Genomic DNA, 20355 nt, shown 5'->3' on the forward strand with positions numbered 1-20355 from the left:
ACCTGCGGGTCAGCGCACGATCGGACAATCGGACGGCGGCTTGAGGTGTTGCGTATCAGCACACCGCAGCGGGCAGTCCGTAAGCTGTGCCGGACAGGAACTGACGATGGCCCAACCGACGGGGCCTCACCCACACCTGACGGGGAACGGAACATGGCGATGATGCGGCTGAGGCGTGAGGACCCCCGCATCGTCGGGCCGTACCGCCTGCACCGGCGACTGGGCGCCGGCGGCATGGGGGTGGTGTACCTCGGATCCGACCGCCGCGGGCAGCGCGTCGCCCTCAAACTGATCCGCGCCGAACTCGCCGAGGACCAGGAGTTCCGCACCCGCTTCGCCCGCGAGATCGCCGCCGCCTCCCGGATCCGCGGCGGCTGCACCGCCCGCGTGGTCGGCTCGGACATCGAGGCCGACCGGCCCTGGCTGGCCACCGCGTACGTGCCCGGGCCCTCGCTCTACAAGCGGGTCGGCGACGAGGGACCGTTGAACTGGCCCGAGGCGGCCCGGATCGGGGCCGCGCTCGCCGACGGGCTGGTCAAGGTGCACGAGGCCGGAGTCGTCCACCGGGACCTCAAGCCGTCCAACATCCTGCTCTCGCCCCGCGGCCCGCGGATCATCGACTTCGGCATCGCGTGGTCGCGCGGCGCCAGCACGCTCACCCACGTCGGCACGGCGGTCGGCTCCCCCGGCTTCCTCGCGCCCGAACAGGTCCGCGGGGCGGCCGTCACGCCCGCCACCGACGTGTTCGCCTTCGGGGCCACCCTCGCGTACGCGCTCACCGGTGACACGCCGTTCGGATCCGGGGCCTCCTCCGAGGTGATGCTGTACCGGGTCGTCCACGAGGAGCCCGACCTGTCGGCGGTACCGCTCCAACTCGCGCCGCTCATCCGGGCCTGCCTGGCCAAGGAGCCCGCCGAACGGCCCGGCGCGGCGGCGCTGCACGAGCGGCTCAGCGAACTGGCGGCGCGCGGTGCCGCCACCGGGGCCTCCGGCAACGGCGCGCGCACGGCCCGGCCCGGGCGCGGTGCGACCGCTCCCGCCTCCCACGAGGGTGCCCGGCCGGGTGTTCCCGCGCCCGGGCACTCGCCCGAGCCGTCCGCCGGGGCGCGGGCCCGGGCCGCGGCCGGCCGGCCGGGAGCGCAGGTGGCGGGCAGCGCAGGGCGGCGGCCGCAGGGCGCGGGCGCGCCCCTCCCCCGGCCCGAGCCCACGCCCGTGACCCGCCCGCTGCGGACGGACCGCCCCCAGACACCTCCCCCGGCGGGATCCGGCGCCCGTGACCGGGCCCGGCCCCGCGACCGCCAGCAGACCCCCGCCCCCGGCGGGCGCCCCGGCACCGCGCGGCAACGCCTGCTGCGCCAGCGGCTGGTGGTCTTCGTCACGGTGACGATCGGGGTGGCGCTGGCCATCGCGGCGGCGCAGGGGTGCGAGAACCGCAGCAACCAGGGGCTGCGTCCGCCGGCCGGGACGGTCGCGCGTGCGAACGCCGGCTCGGGCGGCGGAGAGCTCGCGGTACCGGGCACGTCGGTGGACGTCGCCCCGCAGGCATCGCCCACCCCGCTCCCGGCGGCGGCGCGCGGCAGTGCGGCGGCGGACGGCGCGTTGACGCCCCCGCAGGGGCCGGTGCCGGCGGTCGACTGGCCGAACCGCAGCTACCCCGACGGGGCGGGCGGGCCCGCCATCACGCTGAAGGACGGGCACTCGGCGGGGGCCGGGCCGCAGGTCGCGCTGAGCGCGGTCCTGCCGGCCAGGTACCGGGGCCTGCCGGCCGCCGTCGTTGTCCTGCGGCGGGCAGAGGGATCGGCGCCGGTCGACCTCGTCCAGCTCTACGGCTTCGCCGGGGACACCCCGGTCGCCACCACCTCCCGCACTTCGGCGGCGGACCCGCAGGCCGTGGCCACCTGGCGGCTGGACGGCAGCACGGTCGTCCGCGAGGAGCGCGTGGCCGCCACCGGCGCGGTCACCTCCACCCGCTACACCGTCCGGGCCGACGGCACCCTCGACGAGTCCTGGCCCGGCGCCGGCTCCGCCGGCCTCCCCACCCCGCCCCCCGCCGCCGCCCCGGCCCCGCCCACGGCCCCCACGGGCTGACCCGACGCGGGTCGGTAGGGCGTTTGCGCGGGACGGCGGGCGGAGGTCCTGCACGGGAAGTCGGACGGGCTGGCTTCCCGTGCCACCGTGGCGGCTGGCGGGCCAGAGGAGCCGTGGGTCGCGCAGCCGTCAGGGGGTGGTGACGGCGTAGAACGCGACGGCTGCGGCGGCGCCGACGTTGAGTGAGTCGATGCCGTGCGCCATGGGGATGCGGACGGGGTAGTGGGCGGCGGCGATGGCGTGGGGGGTGAGGCCGTCCCCCTCGGCGCCGAGCATCAGGGCGGCCTTGGGCAGGCTGTACGGAGTGAGGGAGGAGAGGTCGACGGCGGCCTCGGCGGGGGTGAGGGCGAGGAGCGTGAAGCCGGCGGCACGGACGGTGTCCAGGGCGGCGGGCCAGGGGTCGAGGCGGGCGTACGGGACCGCGAAGACCGCGCCCATGGAGACCTTGACGGCGCGCCGGTAGAGCGGGTCGGCGCAGTCGGGTGAGAGCAGGACGGCGTCCATGCCGAGGGCGGCTGCGCTGCGGAAGATGGCGCCGAGGTTGGTGTGGTCGACCAGGCCCTCCAGGACGGCGACCCGGCGGGCCCCGGTGAGCACGTCGGCGGCGTCCGGGAGGGGCTTGCGCTCCATCGAGGCGAGGGCGCCGCGGTGGACGTGGTAGCCGGTGACGGCTTCGGCGAGCGCGGGCTCGACCACGTGGACCGGGGCGTCCGCCTCGGCGATGACGTCGGCCATCACGTCCAGCCACTTGGCGGTGAGCAGCATCGACCGCATCCGGTAGCCGGCGGCGAGGGCACGGCGGATGACCTTCTCCCCCTCGGCGATGAACAGGCCCTCCGCGGGTTCGCGGCGACGGCGCAGTTCGACGTCGGTGAGGCCGGTGTAGTCGGCGAGGCGGGGGTCGGCCGGGTCGGTGATGGTGCTGGGTTCGGACACCCTGCGATCTTGCCAAGCGGGGGCGGGGAAGGCCAAACGGCCGACGGGGCGGGGTGGTCCCCGGCTGGTGGGAGTGCAAGCATGACCGTATGGCCCGTTACCCGGGCCGATCCTGGGCTCCGTCGGCCTCTGGCGCCACTGGCTCCGCCGGCTCCCCCGGTGGGCGCCCACCCGGTCGGCCACAGCTGCCGCGCGCGAAGCGGGCGCGGCCGGTCTGGCACCGGTCGGTGGCCGGGCAGGTGTTCGCCCTGCAGATCCTGGTCGTGCTACTGCTGGTGGTGGCCGCGGTGGTGGCACTGGTGGTGCAGTCGCACAAGGACGCCGACAACGAGGCCCGGAACCGGTCGGTGGCGGTCGCGCAGGCCTTCGCCAACTCGCCGGGCATGGTCGACGCGCTGCGCTCCCCCGACCCGACCGCCGTCCTGCAGCCGAAGGCGCAGTCCGCGCGGATCGCCTCGGGCGTGGACTTCATCGTGGTGCTGAACAACCAGGGCATCCGCTACACCCACCCGAACCCGGCCCGGATCGGCCAGAAGTTCGTCGGCGACTACCAACCCGCGCTGCACGGCCAGGTGGTGACCGAGCACATCACGGGCACCCTCGGCCCGCTGGTGCAGGCCGTGGTCCCGGTGTACGCGCCGGACGGCCAGGTGGTCGGGCTGGTCTCGGCGGGCGTCACGCTGGCGCACGTCAGCACCGCGAGCGAGCGGCAGCTGCCGGTGGTGCTGGGCGCGGCGGCCGGTGCGGTCGGCCTGGCCACGCTGGGGTCGGCGCTGATCAGCCGACGGCTGCGGCGGCAGACGCACGGGCTGGGCCCGGTCGAGATGACCCGGATGTACGAGCACCACGCGGCCGTGCTGCACGCGGTGCGCGAGGGCGTCATGATCGTCGGCGGGGACGGGCGGCTGCTGCTCTGCAACGACGAGGCGCGCCGGCTGCTCGACCTGCCGCCGGACGCCGAGGGCCGGCCGGTGGCCGAGCTGGGCCTGGAACCTGCGCCGCTGGAGCTGCTGATCGCCAACCGCCAGGTGACCGACGAGGTGGTGCTGTCCGGCGAGCGGCTGCTGGCGGTGAACGTCCGGCTGACCGATCAGGTGGGCGGGCCGCCCGGCTGCGTCGCCACGCTGCGTGACTCCACCGAGCTGCTGGCCCTGTCCGGCCGGGCCGACCGGGCCCAGCGGCGGCTCCGGCTGCTGTACGACGCCGGGGTGACGGTGGGCAGCACGCTGGACGTGACGCGGACGGCGGAGGAACTGGCGCAGGTCGCGGTACCGAGGTTCGCGGACTTCGTCACGGTGGACCTCGCGGAGCAGGTCCTGGCGGGTGAGGAGCCTCCGGTGGGTGCCCCGCTGGGGCGGATGCGGCGTGCGGCGGTGGCGGGCGTACGGGACGACGCGCCGTTCTACCCGGTCGGCACCGTGGTGGAGGTGGTGCCCGAGACCCCGCTGGCCGGGGCGCTGCACAGCGGGGAGCCGGGCCTGGAACCGAACCTGGCGGAGGCCTGGCGGTGGCGGGACCAGGACCCGGAGCAGTCGGCGCGGATGGTGGCGTACGGGATGCACTCGCTGGCGCGGGTGCCGCTGCGGGCGCGCGGGGTGCTGCTGGGGGTGGCCCGGTTCTGGCGGGCGCAGCGGGCCGAGCCGTTCGAGCCGGAGGACCTGGCGCTGGCCGAGGAACTGGTGTCGCACGCGGCGGTGTGCATCGACAACGCCCGCCGCTACACCCGGGAGCACGCGATGGCGGTGACGCTGCAGCACAGCCTGCTGCCGCGCCGCCTGCCCGCGCAGAACGCGCTGGAGGTGGCGCACCGCTACCTGCCGGCCCAGGCCGGGGTGGGCGGGGACTGGTTCGACGTGATCCCGCTGCCGGGCGCGCGGGTGGCGCTGGTGGTCGGGGACGTGGTGGGGCACGGGCTGCACGCGGCGGCGACGATGGGCCGGCTGCGGACGGCGATCCACAACTTCTCGACCCTGGACCTGCCGCCGGACGAACTGCTGGGGCACCTGGACGAGCTGGTGAACCGGATCGACCAGGACGAGGCGGCGGGCGGCGAGAGCGCCGGGCTGACCGGGGCGACCTGCCTGTACGCGATCTACGACCCGGTGTCGCGGCGCTGCACGATGGCCACCGCCGGGCACCCGCCGCCGGCCGTCGTGGACCCGCAGGGCCGGGTGGTGTTCCCCGAGCTGCCGACCGGGCCGCCGCTGGGGCTGGCGGTGCTGCCGTTCGAGTCCGCCGAGGTGGAGCTGGCGGAGGGCAGCCGCCTGGTGCTGTACACGGACGGGCTGGTGGAGGACCGCGAGCGGGACATCGACGAGGGGCTGGAGCTGCTGCGCGCGGCGCTGGCCGGCCCGACGCGCACGCCTGAGCAGACCTGCACGGACGTGCTCGGGGCGTTGCTGCCGTTGCATCCGCAGGACGACATCGCGCTGCTGGTGGCGCAGACCAGGGTGCTGGCACCGGACCACGTGGCGGAGTGGGACGTGCCGTCGGACCCGGCGGCGGTGGGGGCCGTGCGGGCGGAGGTGGCGCGGCGGTTGGAGGAGTGGGGGCTGGACGAGGCCGCGTTCGTCACCGAGCTGATCCTGAGCGAGCTGGTCACCAACGCGATCCGGTACGGCTCTGCGCCGATCCGGGTGCGGCTGCTGCGGGACCGCGCGCTGATCTGCGAGGTGTCGGACGGCAGCAGCACCTCGCCGCACCTGCGGTACGCGGCGACCGAGGACGAGGGCGGGCGCGGGCTGTTCCTGGTGGCGCAGTTCGCGGACCGCTGGGGGACGCGGTACACGGCGACCGGGAAGGTCATCTGGACGGAGCAGCCGCTGGAGTAGGAAGTCGGACGGGCCGACTTCCCACTCCGGGAAGGTGTGCGGGCGGGAGGCGCAACGGGCGGATGCCTACGGGCGGAAGGCCGCGGCCAGGACGTTGACGACGTCGCCGATGACGATGACCGCCGGCGGCTTGACGCCCTCGGCCTCGACCACGGCGGCGACGGTGCCCAGCGTCGCGTCCACCCGGCGCTGGGCGGCGGTGGTGCCCTCCTGGACGATCGCGACCGGGGTGTCCGCCGCCCGGCCGTACTCGACCAGCCTGGCGGCGATCGCGCCGATCTTGTCCACGGCCATCAGCAGCACCAGGGTGCCGCTCATCCGCGCGGCGGCCTCCCAGTTGGTGAGCGAGCGCTCGTCGTCCGGGCCGACGTGGCCGGAGATCACGGTGAACTCGTGCGTCATGCCGCGGTGGGTGACCGGCACGCCGGCCGAGGCGGGGACGCTGATCGAGCTGGAGATGCCGGGCACGACGGTGACCGGGAGGCCGGCCTCGGCGCAGGCCAGCAGCTCCTCGCCGCCGCGTCCGAAGACGTACGGGTCGCCGCCCTTGAGCCGGACCACGAACTTGCCGGCCTTGGCGTGCTCGATCAGCGTGCGGTTGATCGCCTCCTGGGCCATGAACCGGCCGTAGGGGATCTTGGAGGCGTCGATCACCTCGACGTGCTCGGGCAGTTCGGCGAGCAGCTCGCGCGGGGCGAGGCGGTCGGCGACCACCACGTCGGCGTCGGCGAGCAGGCGCCGGCCGCGCACCGTGATCAGGTCCGGGTCGCCCGGGCCGCCGCCGACCAGGGCGACGCCGGCGCCGTGCGAGCGGTACTGGCGGGCGGCGAGCGAGCCGTCCCGCAGGCCGTCCACGATGGCGTCGCGCAGGGCCGCGGAGTGGCGCGGGTCGCCGGTGAGGACGGCCACGGTGGCGCCCGCGTCCCGGCCGCTGGCCGGGGTCCAGGCGGTGGCGGCGGAGGCGTCGTCGCTGCGGGAGCAGAACACCCGCTCGCGCTCGGCCTCGGCGCTGACCGCCGCGTTGACCGCCGGGTCGTCGGTGGCGACCAGGGTGTACCAGGCGCCGGCCAGGTCGCCGTCCCGGTACGGGCGGGCGTGCCAGGTGAGCTCCCCCGCGTCCGCCATGGCCTGGACCGCCGGGGTGGTGGCCGGCGATATCAGGTGCAGGTCGGCCCCGGCGGCGATCAGCGCGGGCAGCCGCCGCTGGGCGACCTGGCCGCCGCCGACCACGACGACGCGACGACCGGCCAGCAGCAGGCCGACCGGGTAGGGGGTGAGGCCCTCGGTGCTCGGGTGCGGGTTGGGCGCGGTCATCGGCGGTGCTCCTGATCGGGGTGCGGGTGGGGGGACGGTACGGCGGGACACCGCTGCGCGGGCCGGCGCGCCCTCGGGCCGGCCCGCGCAGCGGTGACAGGGAGTACGTCAGGCCTTCTCGGTGACCCCGGCGGAGTCGAAGGTGGCTACATCGTGCATCGCCCGGGCCGCGCTCTGCACCAGCGGCAGGGCCAGCAGGGCACCGGTGCCCTCGCCGAGGCGCAGGTCCAGGTCGATCAGCGGACGCAGGCCGAGCTTCGCCAGCGCGGCCTGGTGGCCCGGCTCGGCGGAACGGTGGCCGGCGATGCAGGCGGCCAGCACCTCGGGCGCGATGGCCTTGGCGGCCAGCGCGGCCGAACCGGCGATGACGCCGTCCAGGATCACCGGGGTGCGCAGCGAGGCGGCGCCCAGCAGGAAACCGGCGATGGCCGCGTGCTCCAGGCCGCCGACGGCGGCCAGCACGCCGACCGGGTCGCTCGGGTCGGGCCGGTGCAGGGCCAGCACGGCGCGGATGACCTCGATCTTGCGGGCGTGGGTCTCGTCGTCGATGCCGGTGCCGCGGCCGGTGACCTCGGCCGGGTCGAGGCCGGTGAACACCGAGATCAGGGCGGCGGAGGCGGTGGTGTTGGCGATGCCCATGTCGCCGGTGACCAGTGCCTTGTTGCCCGCCGCGACCAGGTCACGGGCGGTCTCGATGCCGACCTCGATGGCCTTGAGGGCCTCCTCGCGGGTCATCGCCGGGCCCTGCGTCATGTCGGCGGTGCCGGGCCGGATCTTGCGCGGCAGCAGGCCGGTGGCGCGGCCCTGCTGGACGGCGTCCGGCAGCTCGGCGGCCACGCCGACGTCGACCACGCAGACCTCGGTGCCGATCTGCTTGGCGAAGGCGTTGATCACCGCTCCCCCAGCGAGGAAGTTGCCGACCATCTGGGCGGTCACCTCCTGCGGCCAGGGGCTGACGCCCTGGGCGTGCACGCCGTGGTCGCCGGCGAAGATCGCCACGCAGGCGGGCTCCGGGATCGGCGGCGGGCACTTGCGGGACAGGCCGCACAGCTGGGCGGAGATGATCTCGAGCATGCCGAGCGAGCCGGCCGGCTTGGTCATCCGCTTCTGCCGGTCCCAGGCCTCGCCGAGCGCCTTGGCGTCCAGCGGCCGGATGCCGCGCAGGGTGTCGGCGAGCAGGCTCTGCGGCTCCTCGCCGGGCAGCGCGCGATTGCCGTACTGCTCCTCGTGGACGACCCAGGACAGCGGGCGCTTCTTCGCCCAGCCCTGCTGCTCCAGCTCGGGCTCGTCCGGGAAGGAGTCGACGAAGCCGACGCACAGGTAGGCGACGACCTCCAGGTGCTCCGGCAGGCCGAGCTCGCGGACCAGCTCCTCGTCGTCGAAGAAGCTCACCCAGCCGACGCCCAGGCCCTCGGCGCGGGCGGCCAGCCAGAGGTTCTCGACGGCCAGGGCGGCCGAGTACGGGGCCATCTGCGGCTGCGAGTGGCGGCCCAGGGTGTGCCGGCCGCCGCGGGTGCGGTCGGCGGTCACCACGATGTTGACCGGGGTCTCCAGGATCGCCTCGGTCTTGATCTCCTTGAACTGCTTGGCCCGGCCCTTGGGCAGCGAGTCCGCGTACGCCTCGCGCTGGCGCTCGGCCAGGGCGTGCATCCGCCTGCGGGTCTTGGCCGAACGGATGACCACGAAGTCCCAGGGCTGCGAGTAGCCGACGCTGGGCGCGGTGTGGGCGGCCTCCAGGACCCGGATCAGCACCTCGTGCGGGATCGGGTCCGGACGGAAGCCGTTGCGGACGTCGCGGCGCTCGCGGATCACCTGGTGGACGGCCTCGCGGTCGGTGTCGCCGTAGCCGGGGGCGGCCGGTCCGCGCGGCTCGGCGGGCTCCTCGGGCTGCGGCTCCTCATCGGCCGACGGCTGCTCGGCGACGGGCTCGGCTACGGACTGGTCGGCGGGCGGCTGGTCGCCCTGCTGCTCGGCCTGCTGGTCGACGGGCTGCTCGACCTGCGGCTCCTCGGCGGCGGGGGCCTCGGGGGCCTGCGCCTGGACGGGCTCGGCGGCAGCGGCGGCGACCGGCTCGGTGACGGCTTCGGCCACAGCCTCGGCCGGGGCCTCGACCGGGCTCTCGGCCTTCGGGCCCGCGGGGGCCTGCTCGGCGGCGGCTTCGACGGAGGCCTCGGCAGCGGCCTCGGCGGCGTTCGCGGCGCCGGTCCCGGACTGCTCGGCGACGGCCTCCGGCGCGGCCTCGGCGACGGGCTGCTGCTCGGGCTCCTGGGCGACGGCCTCGGCGGGCTGCGCCTCGGTCTCGACGGTGGCCTCGGCGACCGGCTCCACGACGGCAGCGGCAGCGGTGTCGGCGTCGGCGTCGGCGGGCGCCTCGGCGGGCTGCTCCGCCACCGGCTCGACGGCGGCCTCCGCAGGGGTCTCGGCCGGGACGGCCTCCTGCTGCTGCGGCTGCTCGGCCTCGGCGACGGGCTCGCTGACGGCCTGGCCGGACGGCATCTCACCGGTACCCGCGGCGGTCTCGGCGACCGGCTCCACGACGGCCTCCGGCGCCCCTTCGGCGGCCACGGCGGCCTCAGCCGTCCCGGCATCCGGGACGGGCTCCACGCCAGGCGCGGCCGGCTCCGCCTGAACGGTTTCGGCGGCCTGCGGCGCGTCGGCGGCCGCTATGGGCGCCGGCTCCTGCGGCGCCGCGGCCTCGGGGGTCTGCGGGGCCGCCGCGATCTTGGGCAGGCCGTGCGGGGTGGGCGCGGCGAGGAAAGCGGAGATCCGGCGCGGTTGACCAGCCGGCGTGGCGGCCTCGGGCTGCTCGACGGGCGCGGCGGCGCCCTCGGCGACAGCGGCCTCGGCGACAGCGGCCTCGACGGCCACGGGCTCGGCCGGCGCCTCGGCGGCCTCCGCCACGGCCGGCTCGGCCACGACGGCCTGCGCCGCGACGGCGACGGCCTCCGCAGCGGCCTCGGGCGCCACCGCGGCCTGAGGCGCCGTCACGGGCTGAACGGGCTGATCCGACGGAACGGACTGCACGGGCTGGGCCGCGGCGTGAGCGCCCTGCAGGGCCTGGACGGCCTCCGGGAGTTCGGCGACCTCGATCACCTCGATCGCCCCGACCGTCTCGACGGCCATCACGGCCTCGATCGGCTGCGAGGCAAGCGGCACCTGCACCTGCACCGCCTGCTGGGCGTCCTGCGGGTGCGGCAGCTGCTGCCCCTCCGCCGCCGGAGCCCCCGGGCCAGCCGGAGCCACCGGAACGACCGGCGGCACCGGCACCATCGGAGCGGCCTGCGGCGCGGCGGCCGGAGCCTGGACGGCGGCCTCGGGCATCGGCGGCCGGCCGACGACCGGGATGCCGTGCGCGGGCGTGCCGCCGTGCGACGGGCCGCGGTCGGCCAACGAGCGGACCGGGACCTGACCGGTCATCAGCGACGGGTCCGGGATCGGCGGCCCCGCGTGCAGCGGGCGGCGCGGCGGCTGAGCCTGCGTCATCGGCTGCTGCGCCTGCTGCTGCGCCGGTACGGACGGCTGCTGGGCGTGCTCGGCGCCGAGCACCGGCGGGTCCACCGGCGGCCAGGACGGCTCGACCGGCATGCCGTCCTGCTGCGGCGCGAGCGGCACCTGCTCGCCCGGGACGGACGCCAGCGGCTCGCCCCAGGAGCCCTGCGGGCCGGGCATCAGCAGTACGTCGTCATCGTCGTCCAGGCCGTCCGGCGCGTCGGGCTGGTCGAGGAAGTGGAAGGCCGGGCGCGGGACGCCCGGGTCGGCGGCCCATCCCTCGCCGGTGAAGCCGTGCTGGCTCTGCGGCGGGATGACGCCCGCACCCAGGGGCATCGCGCCGACCGGGGCTGCCGGATTCGGGATCACACCGCCGTCCGTCGCGACGCCCTGCAGGGGTGCAACGCCCGCGACGCCCTCCGGTCCGCCGAGCCGGTCGGGCCCGGCGTGCAGGTGCTCCGGCAGTCCCTCGCCCGGGACGTGGCCGCCATCGGTCATTGTCAAAGCTCCTTCCAGGCCGCTGCCGCGCCCTTGGCGACACGATCACCGATCGCAGCGCCCATCCGCACGGGCCGGGCCTGCGACCGACCCGCCCCTCAACCACACGCGGCCGCCGCGCCGTAGCGCTGCGGCCCGAGTCCTTCCGGCGCACTGCGGCACCCGGCCCCGCGCGCCGCCACACGGGGCGGCACACATCGTCTGAAACAACGACAACCCGGAGCAACCGGCACGACCGCACCGGACCCTACGGCATTCTCCAGGTCCGGCACGAAGCTCGTCGAATTGCCCACACTCCGAGCGGAACGGGGTTGCACCACGTCAGAAAGGTGACAAACCGACCGAATCGGGTGGGTCGCCGATCGCTGCAGCCGCCCAGGACGTCACACTACCGGCCCGGCGCGGTCACCTCCCGAATCAGTGTCCGGATGCGACCTGGATCACCGTCGGAGCCCCTCCACGCCCCCTCCGCGCCCCCGTCCCTGCCCACCCGTACCACCGGACGGACCCGGGGCGCACCCGAGGCCTTCACACGATCTGCTCACCCCAGAGCACCAGCACGCCGGTTCCGCCCGCCCCCAGTTCCAGTCCGCCGGCCTCGCCGACGGGCCGCAGCGGCGTCGACTGGAGCAGCGCGCCGTCCGCCCGGTAGCCGGCCTCGCCGAGCGCCCGGCGGACCTCCTCCGCCTCGGCGAAGGTCCGGGGCAGCGCGACGAACCGCTCCGGCCTGCGGGCGAGCACGGCGCGCACCACGTCCGGGCCGCCGGACTCCACCACCGCCGCGTCCGGCTCCGGCAGGCCGCCCAGCACCTCGGGGCCGCTGCCGTACACGGCCTCCACCTCGACGCCGTACCGGCGGGCGTTGACGGTCAGCCGGGCGCAGGCCGACCGGGAGCCCTCGACGGCGACCACGGCGGCGCCGAACCGGGCCGCCTCGACCGCGAGGGCGCCGCTGCCCGCGCCGACCGACCAGACCAGGTCCCCGGGGCGTGCACCCAGACGGGCCAGCACCAGGGCGCGCACGTGGGCGGGGAGCACCTCCGGCGCGCCCGTCTCACCACCCGTGCGCCCGGCGCCCGCGTAGGCGTCGCCGGGGAGCGCCCAGCCGCTCTCCGCGCCGGGGTAGCCGACCGGGCGCCCGGCCAGCCAGCCGGCCGCCTGGTCCACCGTGGCGACCTGGGCGGCGCCGCCGATCACCAGCACCACGTTGGGGTCGCGCCAGACGTGGTCGGCGATCCGGTCGGAGGTGAGGACGGTGACGTCCTCCTCCGGTGTGCCGAGGGCCTCGCAGACGACGAAGGTCCGGTGCACCCCGCGCAGCATCAGGGCGAGTTCGGCGGGCCCGGCGCCCGGGGCGGTGAGCACCGCGACCTTGGGGTGGGCCCGGCAGATGTTGGCCGCGCGGCGCAGCCGTCCGCCGTGGGCGCTGACCACCTGGGCGTCCTCCCAGGGCATCCCGGCCCGGGCGAAGGCGGTGGCGACGGAGGAGACGGCGGGCAGCACCTCCAGCTCCAGGCCGTACTCGGGGCGGCGCAGGGTGCGCACCACGCCGAAGAAGCCCGGGTCGCCCTCGGCGACCACGACGGCGGCGCCGCGGTGCTCGGCGATCCGTCGGGCGGCCGACTCGATGGCGCCGAGGGTGATCCGCTCGGCGGCCTCCGGCACCGGGAGGGCGTTCAGTTGGTACGGGGCTCCGGCGACCAGGGTCGCCGCGGCGAGGGCCGCACCGGCGGCCTCGGTCAGCGGCGTGCCGTCCCACCCGATGACCGTGATCCGGTCAGCCATCTGCGGCCGTTCTCCCTCGACTCGGTGCGCCACTCGGTGCGCCGTCGTGCGGCGCCGGTGGAGAGGCTACCGGGTGTCGTCCCTTGGACGCCGACATCTCGCACACATGTCCGCGCCGAGTCCGCGGCGCGGTGACGGTAGTGGTAGCGGCAGCGGTGCCGGCTCAGTCGCGCAGCACGTAGCGGTGGTCGCCGTGCCAGCCGTGCGGTTGCGGTTCGGGTGTCTCCAGGTCCTCCGGGAGCAGGCTCCACAGGATGAGGTCGCTGCGGCTCTCCGCGGACGCCGCCCCGGACTCGGCCTCCCCTGAGTACCCGGAGTCCCCGCGCACTATCCAGGCGCTGCGCAGCACGCCCTCGCTGATGCCGCCGATCTTCTGGGCGACCTGCTGGGCGGCGGTGTTGCCGGCGGCGGTGCGCATCTCCAGGCGCAGGAAGCCGCGGTCCTCGAACAGCCACTGCGCGACGCCGAGGACGGCCTCGGGGGCGTAGCCCTCGCCGCGTGCCCAGGCGGCGGTGACGTAGGAGATCTCGGTGCTGCGCAGCCGCCAGTCGGTGTTGCGCAGCTCGACCAGGCCGACCAGGCGCTGGGTCAGGTGCTCGGTGACGGCCAGGACGATGCCGCGGCCGGCGGCCCGGTGGGCGGGGGCGAGGGTGCGGGCGAGCGCGGCCGCGTACTCCTCGGTGAAGGGGTGCGGGAGGTCGGTCCACGCCAGGACGAGGTCGTCGGCCATCATCGTGGCCAGGCCGGGGGCGTCGTCCTCCGCAAGGGGTCGCAGCAGCAGCCTTTCGGTGCTGATGGCGGTCTCGGGGAAGCTCGCTGCCATGCCGTCTCTCCTCGCCGGGTCGTGAACACAACACCGTACGCCTCCGTCGCGCTCCGGGTACCACCTGGTGCGCCGCGTGCGCGACGGTACGTCAGAACGCCGTCGCCCGGGGCGTCCCGGGTGCATACTGCCCGACCGGGCCCCCGCCGAGGTGCGGCGGGGGCCCGGTCGGGCGGCGGGCGTCGGCCGGTACGGCGGCCGGCGACGGTCAGAAGGCCGGGGTGACCGAGCCCTGGAAGGTGTCGGTGATGTACTTCTTGACCTCGTCGGAGTGCAGCAGCTCGGCGAGCTTCTTGACCCGCGGGTCGTTCTCCTTGCCCTTCTTGACGGCGAGGATGTTGGCGTACGGGTTGCCCTCGGCCTTCTCCAGCACCAGCGCGTCGGTGGCCGGCTTCAGGCCGGAGTCGAGCGCGTAGTTGCCGTTGATGACGGCGGCGTCGAGGTCGGAGACCGAGCGGGGCAGCTGGGCGGCCTCCAGTTCCTTCCACTTGAGGTTCTTCGGGTTGCCGGTCACGTCGGCCGGGGTGGCGGCGGTGGTGACGCCGTCCTTGAGGGTGATCAGTTTGTTGTCGGCGAGCAGCTTGAGCGCGCGGCCCTCGTTGGTGGCGTCGTTGGGCAGGCCGATGGTGGCGCCGTCCGGCAGGTCGGTGATCGCCTTGACCTTCTTGGAGTAGAGGCCGAGCGGCTCCAGGTGCACGGTCTCCACCGAGACGATGGTCGTGCCGTGCTTCTTGTTGAAGTCCTCCAGGTACGGGACGTGCTGGAAGTAGTTCGCGTCGGCCGAACCGTCCTGCACCGCCGTGTTGGGGGTCACGTAGTCGGTGACCTCCTTGATGTCGAGCTTGAGGCCGGCCTTGTCCGCAAGGTTGTCCTTGACGTACTTGAGGATCTGCCCGTGCGGGGTGGGGCTGGCGACCACCTTGAGCGGCGCGTTCGGGTCCGAGGAGGAGGAGCCCGAGCTGCCGCAGGCGGCGAGGGAGAGGGCGAGGCCGGCGGTGGCCAGGGCGCTGGTGAACTTCAGGGCGTTGCGCACGAAAAGTGCCTTTCTGCGTGATGCGGGGAGCCGCGTCCGGAGTCGGACGGGGGAGGTCTAGGAGGCGACGAGGTCCTTGTCGGGGCTCGTCGGGGTGCGCCCCAGCAGGCGGGTCCGGCCGCCGCTGCGGCCGCGGTGGGCGAGGCGGCCGACGGCGAAGTCGCCGATCAGCTGGACGGCGGTGACGATGATCACCAGCTCGGCGACGATGACCCACATGAAGGCCGTCTCGAAGCGCTGGTAGCCGTAGTTGACGGCGAGGGTGCCGAGGCCGCCGCCGCCGACCGTGCCGGCCATCGCGGAGTAGCCGATCAGCGTGATGACCGTGGTGGTGACGGAGGCGACGACGCCGGGCAGCGCCTCGGGCAGCAGGGTCTTGCGGACGATCGTCCAGGTGCTGCCGCCCATCGACTGGACCGCCTCGACCAGGCCGCGGTCGACCTCACGGACGGAGGTCTCGACCAGGCGGGCGAAGAACGGGATGGCGCCGATGGTCAGCGGCACGGTCGCGGCCTGCCAGCCGATCGAGGTCCCGACCAGCCAGCGGGTGAAGGAGATCAGGGCGATCATCAGGATGATGAACGGCACCGAGCGGGCGAGGTTCACCACGAAGCCGATGGCCTTGTTGACGGCCCGATTGGCCAGCAGGCCACCCTTGTCGGTGAGCACCAGCAGGACGCCCAGCGGCAGGCCGAGCAGTACGGTGACGGCCGCGGACACCCCGACCATCTGGAAGGTCTCCTGGGTGGCGGGCCACATCAGCTCCTGCATCTGGTCCCACGTCATGCCACCGCTCCGTTCGCCGCACCGATCACGTCCACCTGCAGGCCCTGCTCGCGCAGGAAGCCGATCGGCACCACGTTGTCCTGGTGGCCGCCGGACAGTTCGACCCGCATCCGGCCGACCATCCGGCCGGCGATGGTCTCCACGGCCGCGCCGAGGATGTTGATGTCGATCTGGTAGGTGCGGGCCAGCTGGGAGACGAACGGCCGGGCCGAGGTGTCGCCCTGGAAGGTGATCTCCAGCACGGTGGAGCCGGGGTGGCCGGTGCCGAACTCGCTGAGCGGGAACAGCTCGCGGGCCAGCTCGGAGCCGGGCTCGGCCAGCAGGTCGGCCAGCCCGCCGGACTCGACCACCCGGCCGCCGCGCATCAGGGCGGCGGAGTCGCAGACGGACTTGATGACGTCCATCTCGTGGGTGATCAGCAGGACGGTCAGGCCGAGCTGCTGGTTGAGGTCGCGCAGCAGCTTGAGGATCGACCGGGTGGTCTCCGGGTCGAGCGCCGAGGTGGCCTCGTCGGAGAGCAGCACCTTGGGGTCGCCGGCCAGGGCGCGGGCGATGCCGACGCGCTGCTTCTGGCCGCCGGAGAGCTGGTTGGGGTAGCTGCGGGCCTTGTCGCCGAGCCCGACCAGGTCGAGCAGTTCGGCGGCCCGACGGCGGCGCTGGGCGCGGTCCAGGCCGATGATCTCCAGCGGCAGCTCGACGTTCTGCTGCACGGTCCGCGAGGAGAGCAGGTTGAAGTGCTGGAAGACCATGCCGATCCGGCGGCGCGCCTCGCGCAGCTCCCGGCCGGCCCGGTTCTCGCCGCCGGACAGCGCCGTGAGTTCGACCCCGTCCACGGTGACGGTGCCGGAGGTGGGGCGCTCCAGCATGTTGACGCAGCGGATGAGGGTGGACTTGCCGGCGCCGCTGGTGCCGACGACTCCGTAGACCTCTCCCGGTCGGACGTGCAGGTCGACACCGGCGAGGGCGGTCACCTCGCGGCCTCGGGAGCGGTAGACCTTCGTGAGGTCCGTGGTGGTGATCACAGCTGCTTCCGTGGGTCGGGGGCGGGCGGCGTGGGTCGACCCCCCGACCGGGTTGCGGCCGGGCGGCGTCGTACGGCGCTTCGCCAGGGGGATCCGGACCTGTCAACCCCTTGATCGTGGCCGTCGGACGGCCGGGCCGCGCGACGGCGTGGCCCTTACGAGTCACCGGCGCCCGCGGGTGGGCGGGCATGGCAAGGGGAGGGGTACGGGAGGACGGACGCGCTCACACGAGCGGGAGCGGCCGGGGTCTCGCTTCGGGGCGCGAGGAGAGGGCACCCGCGCGGGGTGCCGGGGGCGGTGGCCCTCAGCGGTGACACATTCGACGGCACATGGCACGCTCACCTGCCGGCAGCGTGCCGGTGGGGGTCCAGTTCGTCGTCGCAGTCATGTGAGCCAGTAAAACAGATGGGCCGATTTCCGCCCAATCATTTGGCCACGCCGTCCGCAATGCGGACACTTACGGCCGCCACCAGCGGTGATATGCCTCGGCGCCGCCACCGGAACGTCCGGATGGTGGCGGCGCCGAGGATCGGCGGCGGCGGCCAGGTTCAGGCCGTCGCGGCGAGCTGCGTGCTCGCGGGCTTCTCCAGGTGGACGAAGCTCAGCCGGCTGCTGACTTGCTCGACCTTGGTCTGCCGGTAGCCCTGGCGGGCGTACAGGCGCAGGTTGCCGAGGCTGCGGTGGCCGGTGAACAGGCGGTAGGAGCTCACCGGGCCGTCCTCGGCGAGGCGGCGCTCCAGGGCGTCCAGGAGGCGGCCGCCGAGACCGTGGCGCTGCATCCGCGGGTGGACGACCAGGCGCTCTATCCGGGCCGCACCGTCGGGGCCGCGGTGGCCGCGGACGGTGCCGACCACCTCGTCGCCCAGCCGGGCGACCAGGAAGTACCGCTCGGTCAGTTCGGCGCGCAGGCTCTCCAGGCTCTGCGTCAGGGGCTCGATCGCCCAGTCGCCGTACAGCTCGGCCTCGGGCTGGTAGCCGAGGTACTGGAGCTTGAGGATCTGCTCCGCGTCCTCGGCCTCCGCAGCCGAGATGATCACGCTCATGCCCATGTGGAGGGGCCTCCCCAGTCGTCGTGCCCGGCGCGCAGAGGGTGACGCGCTCACGCTCAGTATCCGAATGATCGCGCCACCGTCAAGAGCTGCGTTCGCCAGCGCTCTACCCGGGCGTCAGCTCCGCTCAACCTTCTCGGGGCCGGACGTGGCGAGGGTCACGCCCGGGCGCGGAGGGGGCGGTGGGGAGGGCGAGGGGACGCGGAGAGCCGCACCGGGGCGGAGCTCCCGCCGGCCCGCGGATGCTCACGGGTAACGCTCCGCGTGGAGCAGCGTCCGCAGGCAGGCGAGGCAGCGGGAACGGGTGGGGCCGATCGAGCCGCGGGGCATCCCGAGGCGCTCGGCGAGCTCGCGGTAGGTGGGCGGCGGATTCTCGGCCAAGGCGGCGACCAGCTCGGGGCAGCGCCCGGGCAGGGCGGCGACGGTCTCCCGGACCACGCGGCGGCGGCGGTCGGCGAGGTAGACGTCCTCGGCGGAGGGGACGGGCGGAAGGGTGGTGCACACACCGTGCATGACTGCCCGGGGCTGGGCCGGTTACGCCCGGGCCGGGGCGCGTACGCCGAAGGGGCGCGCCGGTCGGACCGCCGCGCCCCTCCTCCCGCAGGCCTTCGGTCAACCCCGCGCCCAGTCCTGCTGCCGCGCCAGGTCCGCCTTCACCTCGGCGAGCTGGACCGCGACCGCCGAGGGGGCGGTGCCGCCTCGCCCGTCGCGGGCGCCGATGGCGCCGTGCACGCTGAGCACCGACCGGACCTCCGGCGTCAGGTGCTCGGAGATCGCGGCGAACTGCGCGTCCGTCAGGTCGGACAGCTCGATGCCCTCGGCCTCGCAGACCTTGACGCAGGCGCCGGCCACCTCGTGCGCGACCCGGAACGGCACGCCCTGCTTGACCAGCCACTCGGCGATGTCGGTGGCGAGCGAGAAGCCGGCCGGGGCCAGCTCCTCCAGCCGCTCCCGGTGCACGGTGAGGGTGGCCAACATCCCGGTGAACGCGGGCAGCAGCACCTCCAGCGTGTCGCAGGAGTCGAAGACCGGCTCCTTGTCCTCCTGCAGGTCCCGGTTGTAGGCGAGCGGCAGGGCCTTGAGGGTGGCCAGCAGGCCGGTCAGGTTGCCGATCAGGCGGCCGGACTTGCCGCGGGCGAGCTCGGCGATGTCCGGGTTCTTCTTCTGCGGCATGATCGAGGAGCCGGTGGAGAAGGCGTCGTGCAGCGTGATGAAGCCGAACTCCCTGGTGTTCCAGATGATCACCTCCTCCGCGATCCGGGAGAGGTTGATGCCGATCATCGCGGTCACGAAGGCGAACTCGGCGACGAAGTCGCGCGAGGCGGTGCCGTCGATGGAGTTGCCGACCGAGCCGCCCTCGAAGCCGAGGTCGGCGGCGACGGCCTGCGGGTCGAGGCCGAGGGAGGAGCCGGCCAGCGCCCCGGAGCCGTACGGCGAGACGGCGGTGCGGGCGTCCCACTGGCGCAGCCGCTCGGCGTCCCGGCCGAGGGCCTGCACGTGCGCGAGGACGTGGTGGGCGAAGAGCACCGGCTGGGCGTGCTGGAGGTGGGTGCGGCCCGGCATCGCGGTGTCCGGGTGCGCCTCGGCGAGGCCGACCAGGGCGTGCTGGAGGTCGAGCAGCAGGCCGCCGATGGTCTTCGCGTGGTCCCGCAGGTACATCCGGAACAGGGTCGCGATCTGGTCGTTGCGCGAGCGCCCGGCCCGCAGTTTGCCGCCGAGGTCGGGGCCGAGGCGCTCCAGCAGGCCGCGCTCCAGGGCGGTGTGGACGTCCTCGTCGGCGACGGTGCCGGTGAAGGTGCCCGCCTCGACGTCGGCGAGCAGCCGGTCCAGGCCGGCCAGCATGGCGGCGAGCTCGTCGTCGGAGAGCAGGCCCGCCTTGTGCAGGACCCGGGCGTGGGCCTTGGAGCCGGCGATGTCGTACGGCGCGAGGCGCCAGTCGAAGTGGACCGAGGCAGAGAGCCTGGCCAGCGCCTCGGACGGGCCGTCGGCGAAGCGCGCGCCCCAGAGGCGGACGTCGGCGGACTGCTGCGCGGTCATCGCGTGACTCCTTCACACATGTGCGGTAGATGGCATAAGTATGCACGACAGCGCATGAAACACAAACCCCGGCCGACGGGACTCCGTCGGCCGGGGCTCCTCCGGTCAAGGGCGCTACTGCGCCTTGGCCTGGGCGAGTTGCATGAGGTGGTCGGCGAGCGCCTGGCCGCCGGCCGGGTCACGGCTGATCAGCAGGACGGTGTCGTCGCCGGCGATGGTGCCGATGATCTCGAACACCTCGGCCTGGTCGATCGCCGAGGCCAGGAACTGCGCGGCGCCCGGCGGGGTGCGCAGCACCACCAGGTTGCCGGAGGCCGTCGCGGAGACCATGAGCTCGCCGGCCAGCCGGGCCATCCGGCCCTCGCTGGCCGACTCCCCCATCGGCGCGCGCGGCGTGCGGTCGCCGCCCTCGGCCGGGACGGCGTAGATCAGCGCGCCGTCCCGGTTGCGGATCTTGACCGCGCCCAGCTCGTCCAGGTCCCGGGAGAGGGTGGCCTGGGTGACCACGAGCCCGTCGTCGGCGAGCAGCTTGGCGAGCTGGCTCTGCGAACGCACGGGCTGGCGGGTGAGCAGGTCCACGATCCGCCGGTGGCGCGCGGTGCGGGTCTGCGGGACCTGCGGCGTCGGGCCGGCGGAGGGGCCGGAGTGGGAAGCGGTCATGTGA

General features: G+C 74.8%; 13 protein-coding genes and 1 pseudogene. 2 read left to right on the forward strand and 12 right to left on the reverse strand.

The window, feature by feature from the left end:
• Positions 1-153: 153 nt before the first annotated feature.
• A pseudogene (locus tag AC0B61_RS22870) lies at positions 154-1428 on the forward strand (serine/threonine-protein kinase); the annotation flags it as partial.
• 789 nt (positions 1429-2217) lie between these two features.
• On the opposite strand, the gene AC0B61_RS22875 reads toward AC0B61_RS22870, so the two are convergent.
• Complete coding sequence (locus tag AC0B61_RS22875; RefSeq protein WP_471742569.1) at positions 2218-3024, reverse strand: TrmH family RNA methyltransferase; 807 nt, start codon at positions 3022-3024, stop codon at positions 2218-2220.
• 89 nt (positions 3025-3113) lie between these two features.
• On the opposite strand from AC0B61_RS22875, the gene AC0B61_RS22880 reads away from it, so the two are divergent.
• On the forward strand, positions 3114-5855 hold the full coding sequence (locus AC0B61_RS22880) for a SpoIIE family protein phosphatase (RefSeq protein WP_471742570.1): 2742 nt from the start codon (positions 3114-3116) through the stop codon (positions 5853-5855).
• Between the two features lie 66 nt (positions 5856-5921).
• Here AC0B61_RS22880 and cobA read toward each other — a convergent pair whose 3' ends face one another.
• The 11 genes from cobA to AC0B61_RS22935 form a co-directional block, all read right to left on the reverse strand.
• A complete protein-coding gene (gene cobA, locus AC0B61_RS22885) occupies positions 5922-7169 on the reverse strand; it encodes a uroporphyrinogen-III C-methyltransferase (protein WP_471742571.1) in 1248 nt (415 codons plus the stop codon).
• A 108-nt stretch (positions 7170-7277) separates the two neighbouring features.
• A complete protein-coding gene (gene cobT / locus AC0B61_RS22890) occupies positions 7278-11156 on the reverse strand; it encodes a nicotinate-nucleotide--dimethylbenzimidazole phosphoribosyltransferase (protein WP_471742572.1) in 3879 nt (1292 codons plus the stop codon).
• A gap of 528 nt (positions 11157-11684) precedes the next feature.
• Positions 11685-12941, reverse strand: coding sequence for a precorrin-6y C5,15-methyltransferase (decarboxylating) subunit CbiE (cbiE, locus tag AC0B61_RS22895; RefSeq protein WP_471742573.1), 1257 nt, complete (start codon positions 12939-12941; stop codon positions 11685-11687).
• A gap of 163 nt (positions 12942-13104) precedes the next feature.
• Positions 13105-13764 carry a GNAT family N-acetyltransferase gene (locus AC0B61_RS22900; RefSeq protein WP_471742574.1) on the reverse strand — a complete coding sequence of 220 codons (660 nt, stop codon included), beginning with the start codon at positions 13762-13764 and terminating at the stop codon, positions 13105-13107.
• Between the two features lie 208 nt (positions 13765-13972).
• Positions 13973-14797, reverse strand: coding sequence for a MetQ/NlpA family ABC transporter substrate-binding protein (locus AC0B61_RS22905; protein ID WP_471742575.1), 825 nt, complete (start codon positions 14795-14797; stop codon positions 13973-13975).
• 57 nt (positions 14798-14854) lie between these two features.
• Positions 14855-15583, reverse strand: a complete 729-nt coding sequence (locus AC0B61_RS22910; protein ID WP_471742576.1) for a methionine ABC transporter permease — start codon at positions 15581-15583, stop codon at positions 14855-14857.
• Positions 15580-16605: a methionine ABC transporter ATP-binding protein gene (locus tag AC0B61_RS22915; protein WP_471742577.1), complete on the reverse strand. Its 1026-nt coding sequence runs from the start codon at positions 16603-16605 to the stop codon at positions 15580-15582. Before AC0B61_RS22915 ends, AC0B61_RS22910 begins: the two co-directional genes overlap by 4 nt.
• A gap of 548 nt (positions 16606-17153) precedes the next feature.
• Positions 17154-17654 (reverse strand): GNAT family N-acetyltransferase, encoded by a 501-nt coding sequence (locus AC0B61_RS22920; RefSeq protein WP_471742578.1) that lies wholly within the window; start codon positions 17652-17654, stop codon positions 17154-17156.
• 246 nt (positions 17655-17900) lie between these two features.
• On the reverse strand, positions 17901-18158 hold the full coding sequence (locus tag AC0B61_RS22925) for an RNA polymerase sigma factor (RefSeq protein WP_471742579.1): 258 nt from the start codon (positions 18156-18158) through the stop codon (positions 17901-17903).
• Positions 18159-18266: 108 nt separating this feature from the next.
• Positions 18267-19691 carry an argininosuccinate lyase gene (argH, locus tag AC0B61_RS22930; protein WP_471742580.1) on the reverse strand — a complete coding sequence of 475 codons (1425 nt, stop codon included), beginning with the start codon at positions 19689-19691 and terminating at the stop codon, positions 18267-18269.
• A gap of 114 nt (positions 19692-19805) precedes the next feature.
• Positions 19806-20351, reverse strand: coding sequence for an arginine repressor (locus tag AC0B61_RS22935; RefSeq protein WP_471742581.1), 546 nt, complete (start codon positions 20349-20351; stop codon positions 19806-19808).
• Positions 20352-20355: the final 4 nt, after the last annotated feature.

The organism is Kitasatospora sp. NPDC023385, assembly GCF_055664045.1.

Excerpts from the sequence above, each read along its gene's own strand:
- argH (WP_471742580.1), bottom strand. The coding sequence starts at position 19,691 with ATGACCGCGCAGCAGTCCGCCGACGTCCGCCTCTGGGGCGCGCGCTTC.
- AC0B61_RS22900 (WP_471742574.1), bottom strand. The coding sequence starts at position 13,764 with ATGGCAGCGAGCTTCCCCGAGACCGCCATCAGCACCGAAAGGCTGCTG.
- AC0B61_RS22880 (WP_471742570.1), top strand. The coding sequence starts at position 3,114 with ATGGCCCGTTACCCGGGCCGATCCTGGGCTCCGTCGGCCTCTGGCGCC.
- cbiE (WP_471742573.1), bottom strand. The coding sequence starts at position 12,941 with ATGGCTGACCGGATCACGGTCATCGGGTGGGACGGCACGCCGCTGACC.
- cobT (WP_471742572.1), bottom strand. The coding sequence starts at position 11,156 with ATGACCGATGGCGGCCACGTCCCGGGCGAGGGACTGCCGGAGCACCTG.
- cobA (WP_471742571.1), bottom strand. The coding sequence starts at position 7,169 with ATGACCGCGCCCAACCCGCACCCGAGCACCGAGGGCCTCACCCCCTAC.
- AC0B61_RS22920 (WP_471742578.1), bottom strand. The coding sequence starts at position 17,654 with ATGGGCATGAGCGTGATCATCTCGGCTGCGGAGGCCGAGGACGCGGAG.
- AC0B61_RS22910 (WP_471742576.1), bottom strand. The coding sequence starts at position 15,583 with ATGACGTGGGACCAGATGCAGGAGCTGATGTGGCCCGCCACCCAGGAG.
- AC0B61_RS22935 (WP_471742581.1), bottom strand. The coding sequence starts at position 20,351 with ATGACCGCTTCCCACTCCGGCCCCTCCGCCGGCCCGACGCCGCAGGTC.